The sequence below is a fragment of the Belliella aquatica genome (genome assembly GCF_014637795.1).
Classification (GTDB): domain Bacteria; phylum Bacteroidota; class Bacteroidia; order Cytophagales; family Cyclobacteriaceae; genus Belliella; species Belliella aquatica.
Map to the genome: position 1 here is coordinate 172,889 of NZ_BMFD01000005.1, position 13,676 is coordinate 186,564.

The 13,676-nt window shown below is 38.1% G+C and carries 12 protein-coding genes; 10 read left to right on the forward strand and 2 right to left on the reverse strand.

The genetic code is table 11. From position 1 onward, the window contains the following. Positions 1-49: 49 nt before the first annotated feature. The 7 genes from IEV57_RS09160 (at position 50) to IEV57_RS09190 (ending at position 6,775) form a co-directional block, all read left to right on the forward strand. On the forward strand, positions 50-1,690 hold the full coding sequence (locus IEV57_RS09160; protein WP_188441943.1) for an acetolactate synthase large subunit: 1,641 nt from the start codon (positions 50-52) through the stop codon (positions 1,688-1,690). Then, the gene (locus tag IEV57_RS09165; RefSeq protein ID WP_188441945.1) at positions 1,687-3,087 is read left to right on the forward strand and encodes an aldehyde dehydrogenase family protein; all 1,401 of its coding nucleotides are present in this window, start codon (positions 1,687-1,689) and stop codon (positions 3,085-3,087) included. Before IEV57_RS09160 ends, IEV57_RS09165 begins: the two co-directional genes overlap by 4 nt. Before the next feature lies 1 nt (position 3,088). Next, on the forward strand, positions 3,089-3,373 hold the full coding sequence (locus IEV57_RS09170; protein WP_188441947.1) for a GNAT family N-acetyltransferase: 285 nt from the start codon (positions 3,089-3,091) through the stop codon (positions 3,371-3,373). A 9-nt stretch (positions 3,374-3,382) separates the two neighbouring features. Then, positions 3,383-3,796 (forward strand): (4Fe-4S)-binding protein, encoded by a 414-nt coding sequence (locus IEV57_RS09175; RefSeq protein WP_188441949.1) that lies wholly within the window; start codon positions 3,383-3,385, stop codon positions 3,794-3,796. Next, positions 3,797-4,981 carry an MFS transporter gene (locus IEV57_RS09180; RefSeq protein WP_188441951.1) on the forward strand — a complete coding sequence of 395 codons (1,185 nt, stop codon included), beginning with the start codon at positions 3,797-3,799 and terminating at the stop codon, positions 4,979-4,981. It begins immediately after the preceding gene. Next, positions 4,968-5,531, forward strand: coding sequence for a YdeI/OmpD-associated family protein (locus IEV57_RS09185; RefSeq protein ID WP_188441953.1), 564 nt, complete (start codon positions 4,968-4,970; stop codon positions 5,529-5,531). Before IEV57_RS09180 ends, IEV57_RS09185 begins: the two co-directional genes overlap by 14 nt. A 170-nt stretch (positions 5,532-5,701) precedes the next feature. Next, on the forward strand, positions 5,702-6,775 hold the full coding sequence (locus IEV57_RS09190; RefSeq protein WP_188441955.1) for an MBL fold metallo-hydrolase: 1,074 nt from the start codon (positions 5,702-5,704) through the stop codon (positions 6,773-6,775). Position 6,776: 1 nt separating this feature from the next. On the opposite strand, the gene IEV57_RS09195 is transcribed toward IEV57_RS09190, so the two are convergent. Beyond that, positions 6,777-7,772, reverse strand: coding sequence for a bestrophin family protein (locus tag IEV57_RS09195; protein WP_229744283.1), 996 nt, complete (start codon positions 7,770-7,772; stop codon positions 6,777-6,779). Between the two features lie 194 nt (positions 7,773-7,966). Between IEV57_RS09195 and IEV57_RS09200 the strand changes: the two genes are divergently transcribed. Next, positions 7,967-9,187, forward strand: a complete 1,221-nt coding sequence (locus IEV57_RS09200; RefSeq protein WP_188441957.1) for a DEAD/DEAH box helicase — start codon at positions 7,967-7,969, stop codon at positions 9,185-9,187. A 58-nt stretch (positions 9,188-9,245) separates the two neighbouring features. Here IEV57_RS09200 and IEV57_RS09205 read toward each other — a convergent pair whose 3' ends face one another. Further along, positions 9,246-10,934: a bifunctional metallophosphatase/5'-nucleotidase gene (locus IEV57_RS09205; protein WP_188441958.1), complete on the reverse strand. Its 1,689-nt coding sequence runs from the start codon at positions 10,932-10,934 to the stop codon at positions 9,246-9,248. Between the two features lie 276 nt (positions 10,935-11,210). Here IEV57_RS09205 and IEV57_RS09210 point away from each other — a divergent pair, with 276 nt between their 5' ends. Both IEV57_RS09210 and IEV57_RS09215 read left to right on the forward strand, forming a co-directional pair. After that, the gene (locus IEV57_RS09210; RefSeq protein WP_188441960.1) at positions 11,211-12,965 is read left to right on the forward strand and encodes a SulP family inorganic anion transporter; all 1,755 of its coding nucleotides are present in this window, start codon (positions 11,211-11,213) and stop codon (positions 12,963-12,965) included. Further along, entirely contained in the window at positions 12,965-13,567 is a 603-nt protein-coding gene (locus IEV57_RS09215; protein ID WP_188441962.1) for a carbonic anhydrase, read from the forward strand. Before IEV57_RS09210 ends, IEV57_RS09215 begins: the two co-directional genes overlap by 1 nt. Positions 13,568-13,676: the final 109 nt, after the last annotated feature.

Here is a 13,676-nt window from a genome sequence, read left to right on the forward strand (position 1 = left end):
AAATGAGGTTATATCAATTGAATAGTTTTTTTGAACATAAACCAATTTTATGAAAGCATCAGATCTTTTTGTCAAAGCATTAGAAAATGAAGGCGTAGAATATATTTTCGCCGTACCTGGAGAAGAGAATTTAGACCTTCTTCAATCACTTAAAAAATCATCTATCAAACTGATCCTGAATCGTCACGAGCAAGGCGCTGGATTTATGGCAGCTACTTACGGTAGACTTACTGGGAAACCTGGAGTCTGTATGGCAACCTTAGGCCCAGGAGCAACCAATCTAGTAACTCCAGCTGCTTACGCTCAACTCGGTGGAATGCCAATGATGATGATTACAGGACAGAAACCAATTAAAAAAAGTAAGCAGGCTAGATTTCAAATCATCGATGTGGTAGACATGATGAGACCTGTCACCAAATACACCAAACAAATCGTCAATAGCAATAACATCGCTTCCCAAGTAAGAGAGGCTTTTAGGATTGCTATTGAAGAAAAACCGGGAACTGTTCATCTAGAATTTCCAGAAGACATAGCTCAAGAGGATTGTGATGACACGATATTTGAGGTAACTGGACATATCATCCCCAATCCAGATGAACTAGCGATTGATAAAGCAGTAGAGATGATTCAATCTTCCAAAATGCCACTTTTATTGATCGGTGCCGGAGCAAATAGGAAAGTCACTTGTGATGCTTTGAAAAGGTTTGTAGATCACTCAGGTATCTACTTTTTCAATACACAGATGGGCAAAGGAGTCATAGACGAAAGACATCCAAAATATCTGGGGACAGCAGCCCTTTCAAGCAATGATTTTCTTCATGCAGCCATTGAAGCTGCTGATTTGATCGTCAATGTAGGGCATGATGTAATCGAAAAGCCACCATTTTTTATGAAACAAGGCGGAAAAAAAGTCATTCATGTGAATTTTTCTCCCGCAGAAGTTGACCCTGTCTATTTTCCTCAACTCAATGTGGTAGGCGATATCACAAGTGCAGTCAATAAGATTACTGCGCAACTCGAACCACAGGATCACTGGGATTTTAATTTCTTCAAAAAAGTAAAGGAAGAAGTTTCATCGCATCTGAGCAAATATTTTGAAGATGAGAGATTTCCGATGCTTCCTCAAAGATTAGTCAATCTCTTGAGAAATAAATTAGCCTCTGAAGATATCATCACATTAGATAATGGAGTCTATAAGCTTTGGTTTGCTCGAAATTACATTTGTCATCAACCAAACACTTTAATTCTTGACAATGCACTTGCCTCAATGGGAGCCGGTTTACCCTCTGCCATGATGGTAAAAATATTAAACCCAAATAAAAGAGTCGTTTCTGTTTGCGGAGATGGTGGTTTTATGATGAATTCACAAGAAATGGAGACTGCTGTAAGACTGAATCTTAATCTTACTGTAATCATTTTGAATGATTCGGCTTATGGCATGATCAAGTGGAAACAGGAGGACATGGGCTTTGACAATTTCGGTTTGGATTATAAAAACCCTGATTTTGTCAAATATGCAGAAAGCTATGGAGCTAACGGCTACAGACCTGAAAGTGATCAGGATTTTCAAAGAATCTTAGACCATTGTCTAAATTCAGATGGTGTTCATTTGATAGACCTTCCAGTGGATTATTCGCTGAATCATCCCATCCTTAATGTTATGTTAAAAGAAAAAGTAAACAACCTATGAGCAATACAACCACGCTAAAAGTATATAACCCATACAATCAAAAACTGATCAAAGAAATCCCTAAAATGGGCAAAAAAGAAGTGCTGAAAGCACTGGAAATTGCCTATGATCTTTTTCAGGATAGAAAAAATTGGATCCCTGCTTTCAAAAAAATTGAAATCTTGGAGAAAGTCCAGGAAATCATGAAAAGCAAAATTGAAGAACTTACAAAAACGGCAGCAGAAGAAGGTGGAAAACCGTACCAAGATTCTAAAGTGGAAGTTCTGCGTGCCATCAATGGAGTAAAATTAGCCGCTCAAGAAATTAGCCAACTTGCGGGAAAACAAATCCCAATGGGTTTGACTGAGGCTTCCATCAATAGAATTGCTTTTACGACACGAGAACCAATCGGAGTGGTAGCTTCCATATCTGCTTTTAATCATCCACTAAACTTGATCATTCATCAAACAGTAACCGCTTTTGCAGCAGGATGTCCAGTTATTGTGAAACCTGCATCTACTACTCCGCTTTCTTGCTTGGCCTTTATTGAAATTTTAAAAGAAGCCGGCGTTCCTGAAGGATGGGTACAATCGATTCTTACAGATAATGAATCCGCAGAAGCTTTAGTCACAGACAAACGAGTGAATTTTCTTTCCTTTATCGGATCGGCCAAAGTTGGGTGGTATCTGAAATCAAAAGTAGCAGATGGTACCCGTGTGGCGATGGAACATGGTGGAGCGGCACCTGTAATTGTAGAAAAAGATGCAGTTTTAGAAGATATGATTCCTGCACTGACAAAGGGAGGATTCTATCATGCAGGACAAGTTTGTGTTTCTGTACAGAAAGTTTTTGTTCATGAAGACATTGCCAGAGATGTGGCTGAGAAAATTGCTACAGAGGCCAAAAAATTAGTTGTTGGTGATCCTTTGGACAAAAATACAGAAGTTGGTCCATTGATTTTACCTAAAGAAGTTGATCGAATTGAAAAATGGGTGAATGAAGCCAAAGAAAGTGGTGCTGAAGTCCTTTGTGGTGGAAAAAGAATATCCGACACCTGTTTCGAACCAACCGTCTTATGGAATCCTTCGCAAGATGTTTCAGTATCCAAGGAAGAGATTTTTGGTCCCGTGGTTTGTATTTATCCTTACAGCGATAGAGAAAAAGCGATCGAGCTTGCAAACGCACTCCCCTATCATTTCCAAGCGGCAGTCTTTACGCAAGAATTGGAAATAGCTCTAGACACCGTTCAAAAACTCAATGCAACAGCAGTCATGGTCAATGACCACACGGCATTCCGAGTAGATTGGATGCCATTCGGCGGTAGAGATGCTTCAGGTGAAGGCATGGGAGGAATCCCCTACTCTATGCACGAAATGACAAGAGAAAAATTGATGGTGATTAAAAGTAAATTATTATAATATGACAAATATCAAACATGAAAAATCTGAGAATAAAGGTCAGTTCACACTCATCATTGAAAATAAGGAAATCGGATTGATGACTTATTCATTATCAGGTAATCAAAAGATGATTATAGAACATACTGAGGTTAGTCCTGATTATAAAGGAGAAGGCCTTGGAGAAAAATTGGTTTATGAAGCAGTAGATTATGCAAGAAAGGAAAAGCTCAAAATCTCTCCTCACTGTGGCTTTGCAAAGCGCATTTTTACAAAAAATGAGGAAATTCAAGACGTTATAACTTAAATTACACATATGAAGGAATATTCAAATGGAGAAGTCACAATAACATGGGAACCTGAGAAATGTGTTCATTCAGGTGTCTGCGTCAAGGGACTTGGCAAGGTTTTCCAACCTAAAGAAAAGCCATGGATAAAAATCGATGCTGCCTCAAGTGATGTGCTTGTAGAACAAGTGAAAAAATGTCCGACTGGTGCACTAGGTTATTATTCGGATGATGATTCAAAGAAAATTGAAACAGATTCACAAGAGCAAATTGTTGAAATTATACCAAACGGCCCTTTGATGGTATATGGAAATATTGAAGTGAAATTTGCAGATGGCCGTAAAGAACAAATAAGCAAATCTTCTGCATTCTGCAGATGTGGGTCTTCCCAGAAAAAGCCATTTTGTGATGGTACACATAAAAAGATTAGCTTTGAAGGCTAAATGAAAAGAATTCTTCCTCTAATTGTCATTTCTCAATTTTTGAGCACTTCCTTATGGTTTGCTGGGAATGCCGTAATTCCAGAATTGGCTCTTGCACTTGACCTCCCTAAGGAGTATCTAGGACACCTGACCAGTGCTGTTCAATTTGGATTTATTACAGGTACATTGATTTTTGCAATCCTTACCATTGCTGATAAGTTTTCGCCGTCAAAAGTGTTTTTCTTTTCCTCTCTGATTGCTGCCTTACTTAATCTAGCGATTGTATTTGAAGGAATTTCGAGTTTTCAAATTCTTTTAGTGCGATTTGGATTGGGATTTTTTCTAGCTGGAATTTATCCTGTTGGAATGAAAATAGCCGCAGATTATTTTGATAAAGGACTAGGGAAATCCTTAGGTTTTCTAGTTGGTGCATTGGTTTTGGGGACAGCTTTCCCTCATTTAGTCAGGAGCTTAACAGATCAGCTACCCTGGGAATTTGCCATTTACTCTACCAGTACTCTGGCTGTTTTAGGTGGATTGCTGATTCTTGTTCTTGTGCCTGACGGTCCATACAGAAAAGCCAGTCCATCTTTCAATCCCTCTGCGTTTTTCAAGGTTTTTCAAATCCAAAAATTCAGATCAGCAGCTTTTGGATATTTTGGTCATATGTGGGAATTGTATGCCTTTTGGGCCTTTATCCCTATCATCTTGATCAATTTCCAAACACTTAATAATTTAGAAATTAACGTTTCATTTTGGTCATTCTTGATCATTGCTGTAGGAGGAATATCATGTGCTCTGGGTGGATTGATTTCACAAAGAATCTCCCCAAAAACCATAGCTACTGTAGCTTTGTCTATTTCTGGGATTTGCTGTTTACTTTCTCCCCTTCTGATCATTCAGCATTCTTTCCCTATTCTTATTCTTTTCCTTCTGATTTGGGGATTGGCCGTCACAGCTGATTCTCCAATGTTTTCTACCCTTGTAGCACAAAATGCACCATCGGATTCAAAAGGAACTTCACTTACCATTGTCAATTGCATCGGGTTTGGTATCACCATCATCAGCATTCAGCTACTCAATTTGATGATGAATCATATTCCAAATTCTTATTTATTTCTAATATTGGCACTAGGACCTATATTTGGATTGATGGCAATGTACATTTCAAGAAAACCCAAAACCATAAACTATGCAAAAGGATAAAACGTGGGTAAAAGAGCTACAACTGCTCAACGAGATCATTCAAAAAACTCCATTGAAACACTCTATTAAATGGGGAATTGATGTCTATACTTTTGCAGGACATAATGTGATCGGAATCTGTGGCTTCAAAAACTATTTTGGAATATGGTTTTATAATGGAGTTTTTCTCAAAGACCCAAAAAATGTCTTTATCAATGCACAAGAAGGAAAAACAAAAGCACTAAGGCAATGGCGACTTAATTCTATAGAAGAAATCGATGAATTAACATTGATTGCCTACATAGAGGAGGCGATTGAAAATGAAAAACAAGGAAAAAGGTGGGTTGCAGAAAAGATCGATAATGTTGTTGTAGCAGGGACTTTAGCAGATGCGTTATCAGAAAATCATGATCTCGAAACAGCTTTCAATAAACTAAGCCTCTCCAAACAAAAGGAGTATGTTGATTACATCAGCGAAGCCAAACGAGAAGCAACTCAAATCACTAGACTCGATAAAATTAAACCCTTGATTATCGCAGGAAAAGGACTTAATGATCAATATAAAAAGTAACATGCCTTTCCTTTATTGTTTCAGTAAGGGAAATAATCGGAATTATACGGAGAATTGTCAATGATCAACTGCTGAAAGAATTGAAATGAATATATTATTGTAAGTGGCTACTGGAAAGGAAAGATATTTAAAGTAAAAACTATTAAACATACTCACTTGTTAAGCCTTTCATGAAACCTAAATACCTTTTTGCACTTTTAGTCCCTGCTATTATGATTTACATGATAGTAAAACCAGTAGATCAACTTGAAATGAACTTTACTTCCAATTCCTCTTTGAAAACCACATCCCCAAGTCCAAACTGGAAAGGGACCCCAATAGATTCAAAAGGTAGATTTTCAAATTTATATCATCCATTCGAAGCTTCTATCAAAGATTTATTGAAATGGAAATTGAGCAAAAATCCTCAGAAAGAAGAAAAGAACGATGATACTAGGATTTTACCAAGCTCCAAGGAAAAATTTGACTTTAACACAAAGGAAGATTACATCATTTGGTTGGGACATGCAAGCTATTTGATTCAAATCGAAGGTCTTACATTTATTACAGACCCCATGTTGATGGACAATCTTTTCTTAAAAAGACGAAGTGAATTACCTTTTCCTTTGGAAGATTTCCCTAAAATTAATTATCTCCTCTTGTCGCATAATCACCGTGATCATTGTGATGAATCCAGTCTAAAATGGCTGATCGAACAAAATCCACAAGTGAAAATCTTGACAGGATTAGGAATGGAAGAAGTAATCTCCTCTTGGATTGATAATCAAGAAATACAAGAAGCTGGTTGGTATCAATCCTATAATCTCCCTATTGAGGAATTAGAAATTCATTTTGTCCCTAGCAGACATTGGTCAAAGAGATGGTTGAACGATGATAACAAAAGTCTTTGGGGTGGATTTTATCTCAAATCAGGAGAAAAGTCCATCTATTTCATGAGTGATAGTGGTCAAGGACAACATTTTGAAGACATCAAAAATACGCTCGGAAATCCTCAATATTGCATCTTGGGAATAGGAGCCTACAAACCTGAATGGTTTATGTACCAATCTCACATCAGCCCGCTTGATGCTATAGATGCATTTAATTCTATGGGAGGAGAATATTTTATTCCCATGCATTACGGGACTTTTGACTTGTCTGACGAACCCGCCTTAGAACCTTGGGATGTGGTCAGTTCCAATCAAAACAAACTAAATGGTCAACTTATCGAGCCTATTTTAGGTCTAAATCTAATGCAAAAGTAAATTACATCATAAACCCATTCTCAACAGGGTAAGCACCAGGAATATCTGTATCATCTAGCATTTCTCTGAGATCGATTTCAACTGCTCTAGCAATTGAAGATATAGGAACATCATTGTATGCTGCTTCAAAAGGATTTTCTGAGTAATCACCGATTTTGTCCATCAAGAAGAAAATCCAAATTATTAATCCAGAAAAAGGAATCGTCAACCAAACATGTAACGCGGTCGATTGATCAAAAATATTCAACAAACCGAATGGAATTAGCGCACAAAAAACATAATTCATCCAGAGTGCTGTAGATGCATATTGCCGAGGAAGAGGGAAATTTTTGATCCGTTCACACATTCCTTGATCATCATAGAGCTTACTTATAATTTGATGGAGCCAAACTTGCTTATAGTCAGAAATAAGTCCATCATTCTTCAATCTTTCTATTTCTTCACTTTGCCTTTTGAGGATTTGAGATGGAATATTTCCCTTTGATTGAAAATAAACAAACTCCTCGTCACTGAGGTATTTCTTCACTTCAGCTGTTAAACCTGCCGCAAATTCGCCACAAAAAGACGGTGCGAAAACCAGTTTTTCAGGATCTTCATCGTGTTCCCAAGATTTTTTAATTCTCAAAACATGCTTTAAAGCCAGCATCCAAGCAATGTGCCTATAAACTATTTCTTTTTTTAATACTTGATGCTTTTGACCCTCTTTAGAATCAATCATGGTTAGGATGGCAGTAGCAAACTTCCTACTATCGTTGACGATCGCTCCCCAGATTTTTCGAGCTTCCCATGTACGGTCATAGGAGCTGTTATTTTTGAAACCCAGATAAAATGCAACTGCTATACCGATGACGCTAATCGGTTCCCACGGTAGGGTAAACGGAATGGCTGTAAGTTCATAAATAGCAATAATAATTGCAGAATAAAGTAAGCCGTAGAAAAGTGGTTTCTTGGACCACCTCACAGTCATCCAAAGACTATAATATCTTTTTACATACATGTCAAAAATCTTTAAATCAGATTTTCAATTTAATGAAATTCTGGAATAACCTATTCACAAGCGTTCTAAATTTATTTATCTTATCTTTGTGACACTTTGTAAGAAGAACGGCAAGTTGTAAGCCGCTTTTAAATAATATTTCCGCTGACGCAGATCATACAACATCTCCTACAGCCACAATTTCACACAGCCTCATGGCATTCGAAAATTTAGATTTAATTGAACCTATCCTAAAGGCGCTCGCCAATGAAGGATACACCACACCCACACCTATTCAGCAAAAAGCAATTCCTTTGGTCTTGGAAAAAAGAGACCTTCTAGGTTGCGCGCAAACAGGTACAGGGAAAACAGCCGCATTTTCAATTCCTATCATTCAGCTTCTTGCTTTGCAAAAACAGAGAAGACCGGGAATTAAGGCGCTAATACTTACACCTACCAGAGAGCTTGCTATTCAAATAGATGAGAGTATCGCAGCTTATGGGAAATTCACAGATATCAAACATACTGTGATTTTTGGAGGAGTTTCTCAACTTCACCAAACCAATGCCCTCAAAAGAGGAATCGATATTCTTGTCGCTACTCCAGGCAGGCTATTGGATTTGATCAATCAGAAATTCATTGATTTGAAACAACTTCAATTCTTTGTCCTTGATGAAGCTGATAGAATGTTGGATATGGGATTTATCCATGATGTACGGAAAATCATCGCTTTGCTTCCAGCAAAAAGACAAACGCTCTTTTTCTCAGCAACTATGCCACCTGAAATCCAGAAACTGGCAGATGTTCTCTTGAAAAACCCATCGAAAGTGGAGGTGACACCACCTTCTTCTACGGTTGACAAAATCGATCAGAGACTCTACTATACCAATAAAAGCGACAAGCCAAAACTACTTCAGCATTTACTTGATGCATATAGAATCAGAACAGCTTTAGTCTTTACCAGAACAAAACATGGTGCAGATAAAGTTGTGAAATTCTTAGCCAAAGATGGTGTAAGAGCAGCTGCAATCCATGGAAATAAAAGTCAAAATGCACGTCAAAATGCGTTGAAAGACTTCAAAGCTGGAAAATTGCAGGTTTTGGTAGCTACTGACATTGCAGCAAGAGGAATTGATATAGATGAATTGGCTCACGTAATCAATTATGATTTGCCAAACGTCTCTGAAACTTATGTGCACAGAATCGGTAGAACTGGTAGAGCAGGAAACACTGGGATTGCCATCTCCATCTGTGATGAAGAGCAAAGAAAGGAATTGAAAGATATTGAGAAATTGATTGGTAAAGATATCCCGGTGGTCACTGACCAACCTTATCCTTCCAAAATGCCTGCAGGAGGAAGTTTGTTGCAAAAAGTAAAGGCTAAAACTCAAGGCAGAAAGCCACACAGCAAGCCACATCATAAAGGAAGAAACTAACATAAAAAAAGCCGTCAGAAATTATCTGACGGCTTTTTTTATGTTGAAAATTTTATTTTTATCTAAAATTATAATCCACTCCAGATACCTGCGTGAGTAATGTAGCAGGAGCATCCAATGCCTTTGCTGCACCCCTTGGTGTCGGTGTGACTGGTGAATTATTCTCTAAATAGCTCAGCATAACTTGGTGTAAAGTCAAGTCTTTGTTCACAACATCTTTGACATTGTTCATTCGACAAACAACATCAGCTGGATCTCCATCTCTTTCACAAGCGCTTATTGAGTAGAGTTTGTCTAAGTCAAGAGGCTGCCCTGCTACTTTTACAGATTTAACCCTCTCTCCTTCATTTCCAAAAGCATTGAATTCCACTTCCATTCCTTTGAATTTGATCACCCATCCACCAAAACGCTTGGAAGCGTCTTCTGCAAAAACATTGTTGAGCTCTTTTTCCAACCAATTCATCAGCTGAAGTCCTGTAACCTTCCCTGTTCTCACTATACTATCTACAGGCAACATGTCATAAACATTTCCTCTCGTGATTGGGATATTTCCTGTTTGGTCAGGTGTGGCATTTGGTGGACAAAATCTAAAGCCATTCGATAAGACAATATCTATATCAGGCATGTTCCATTCCAAAGCATCCAAAACCATCTGATCAATCGGGTTTTCTATCACAAAGTACCTGTAAAGCGGAATTGTACTATACCCAATTACCGTCTCAATATCAGCCTTAAAAGGAGCTTCAACGGTCTCTATAATTTTTTCAATTTTCTCAGAAGCTTTAATTTCATCTGATAACACATCCATCAATTCATAGGAATCAGCCACAACTTTCCCTTTTTCAAAAGTCAATTCAAGTTTGCCTAAGAAAGAGCCAAATGCTCCTGGCTGAACCACTTTTGCATATTTTCCTTGAATTGGTTTTCTTACTCTCTCATGTGTATCAGCTCCCAAAATATAATCCACACCTTCTGCTGCAGGATTGTTAGCTAAAGCGATTTCTTGAGAAAGTCCTATATGTGAAACGATGGCTACAAAAGCACATTTTTCCTGATTTTTCAACACATCTACATAATGTGCTACATTGTCTTCGGGTTTGGTAAAAATAATTCCTTCACTGTAATTTGGAGATTGTCTGTTGGGAACAAGGTGATCATTGTAGCCCAAGAAACCAATTTTCACACCATTCACTCTCCAAATATAGTAAGGCGGAAAAATCAGTTCTCCTTTTTGGCCATTTCCAAGATCATGATACATATTGGCACATACCTTTGGAGCATTCAAGGAACCCATTAAATCCTGCATGGCCTTTTTATAATAGACTACTTCCCAGTTGCCCGGTAGATAGAGATCATAGCTCATGCCATTCAGAATTGGAACCATTGCTTGACCTTCCGTTTTTACAGAAAGCATAGAGCCCTGAAACATATCTCCTGTATCTATCAGAAAAGAGTTTTCAGCTTTTACTCTTTCTTGCTGAATAAAAGTATGAAGGTTTGCATATCCACCTGCTTTTTTGAAAATAGACTCTCCGTTTTCCCAGTATAGTTCATCATGCGGATGAATCTGACAATGGACGTCAGTTGTTTGAAATATGGTCAGTTTAAAGTTTTCTTTGATGGTATCGTCAAGTTCAGCAGTTTGATTTTTAGAATCACTTGCACAGCCGGGTGCGAGGGAAATCAAACCTGTTCCAGCACTCAAAGCGCCGAGCTTTGCAATAAAACTTCTTCTAGATTTTTTCATGTTTGGGTATTAGCGGTTATTTCAAGCTACTCGTTAGTTGTAAGGTAGTTTGAATATTCAATAAGTCACAAAGCAAAAATGTAAAAATCCTGAAAGCAATGAAGTGATAATTGTTACAAATAGAGAAATAAAAAAAATTCTCAATCTATATCAACTTATCTTGGATGTAACAAACATCACCAAACCTAATCTCAATAGTTATGACTTTTGTGGAGTGAAAACAGAAAATGGTGTGACCTATCCTGATTTTTGCTAACTTCAAACAGCAATTAGATTATGAATAATACGATTTCCAATAAATTGAAAAGCTACCTTCCTATTTTAGAGTGGTTGCCCAATTATAAAAAAACAGATCTGCAGGGTGACCTTTCAGCGGGTCTGACTGTAGGTATCATGTTGATTCCTCAGGGAATGGCTTATGCCATGCTTGCAGGTTTGGAACCCATACATGGATTGTATGCAGTGACAGTTCCGCTTCTACTCTATGCAATTTTCGGAACTTCAAGGCAACTCGCAGTTGGCCCTGTGGCGATGGTATCACTTTTGACAGCATCGGGTATAGCGAGTTTGAATGCTGGATCTCCCGAACAATATTTGATTTATGCACTAACACTCGCCTTTTTGGTTGGCTTGATTCAATTTGGAATGGGAGCACTCAAACTTGGTTTTGTAGTCAACTTCCTCTCCCACCCCGTAATCAGTGGCTTTACTTCCGCTGCTGCTATCATTATTGGTCTGAGTCAGATCAAGCACCTTTTCAGAATCAACCTGCCTAATTCTGAGCATATTCAAGAAATGGCTGTAGCCATATTCCAAAATATTGAAGACATCCACTGGATCACTTTTGGAATTGGCGTAATTGGTATCATCATCATCAAGTACGGTAAGAAAATCCATAAAAGTTTTCCTGCTCCTCTGGTTGCCGTAGTTGTTGGAATTGCTTTAGTAGCAGGTTTTGACCTAACACAATATGGCGTCAAAATCGTAGGTGATGTACCAAGTGGATTACCAACATTTTCTTCTCCATCATTTGACATGCAATCTTGGAAAACACTCTTCCCTATTGCATTGACGATTTCATTGGTTGGATTTGCAGAGAGTTTTGCAGTGGCCAAGACGATTCAAGCCAAACATAAAAATTATAGATTAAACGCCAATCAGGAATTAATCGCTTTGGGAATGGCCAACTTTGGATCTGCCTTCTTTAAAGGTTATCCAGTAACAGGTGGATTTTCTAGAACAGCTGTAAATAACGATGCAGGTGCTAAGACAACATTATCATCAATTGTCAGTGCAGTATTGATTGTCTTGACACTTTTATTCTTTACAGGTCTATTCTACAATTTACCAAGTGCAATCCTAGCTGCGGTGGTATTGGTAGCTGTATCAGGATTGATTGATTTCAAAGAACCTGTTCACTTGTGGCACAAAGATAAGTTTGACTTCACCATGCTTGTGGCGACATTTATCATAACACTGACTTTGGGCATTGAGACAGGAATTATTTCTGGGATGGTTTTATCACTTTTAGTAGTGATCTACAAAGCCTCAAGACCTCACATGGCACAGTTAGGAAGAGTTCCAGGCTCCAATATCTATCGAAATATTGATAGGTTTACCGATTTGGATGTTAAGGAAAATCTCTTGATGGTCAGAATCGATGGCCCAATCTATTTTGCCAATGTAGAGTTTATCAAAGACAAACTAGACAAATGGATTCAAGAGCGCAATGATCAGGTGAAAATGATCGTGTTCAACATGGAATCTGTCACCAATATCGACAGTACGGGCGCTCACGAACTCAATGAATGGATCAATGCTTGGAGAAAATCGGATATAGATATTTGTATGACAAGCATCAAAGGCCCAGTAAGAGATGTGCTCAACAGGTGGGCAATTTTAGAGGCTGTGGGTGCAGACCACGTATTTGTGGATGACAATTCAGCAGTCTCTTCATTTGACCATACGATGGATTCAGAGACATTGGAAAAATATACTCCTTACGCTATCCAATCTAACTTGAAGAAATAATGTGTCAGTTTAATGTCGATCGATACCTCTCCAAAAATCAAAATTGGGCAAAGGAAGTTTTGGCAAAAAATCCAGAATTTTTCAAAGAATTAAAAGTAGGTCAAAATCCAAAAGCACTGCTGCTTGGCTGTTCAGATAGTCGGGTAAGTCCCTCTCAGGTCTTTGGGACAGAATTGGGCGAGTTTTTTATTCACAGAAATATCGCTAATGTCGTCTCCCATACAGACCTCAATTTCCTATCTGTCATGCAATATGCGGTGGAGGTTTTAGGAGTGAGAGACATTATCGTCTATGGTCATTATGGCTGTGGCGGCATTAAAGCAGCTTATGAAAATAAAGCAAACGGACTTATCGATAATTGGCTCGCCAACATCAAGGATGTGATCAGGCATTATAAAAAAGACTTGGAGGCTATAGAAGATGAAAATGAAAGGCTAAATAGATTGGTGGAATTGAATGTCCTAGAGCAGATTGAAAATATCAAGCAAACATCTGTCTACAAAAAAGCAATTTCAAATGACATTGAACTTAATTTACATGCTTGGGTATTTGATTTTTCTACTGGCTTGGTGAGGAATTTGAAGGAAGAAGTGGTGGTTTGAACTGGACAATATTCAACATTACTTAAATAATTTGAATGCATTTTCAAGTACCTGAAAATTAGAAGTGAGATATTTTGACCTTTATAGCAATTATATCGCTCGTCCCGAT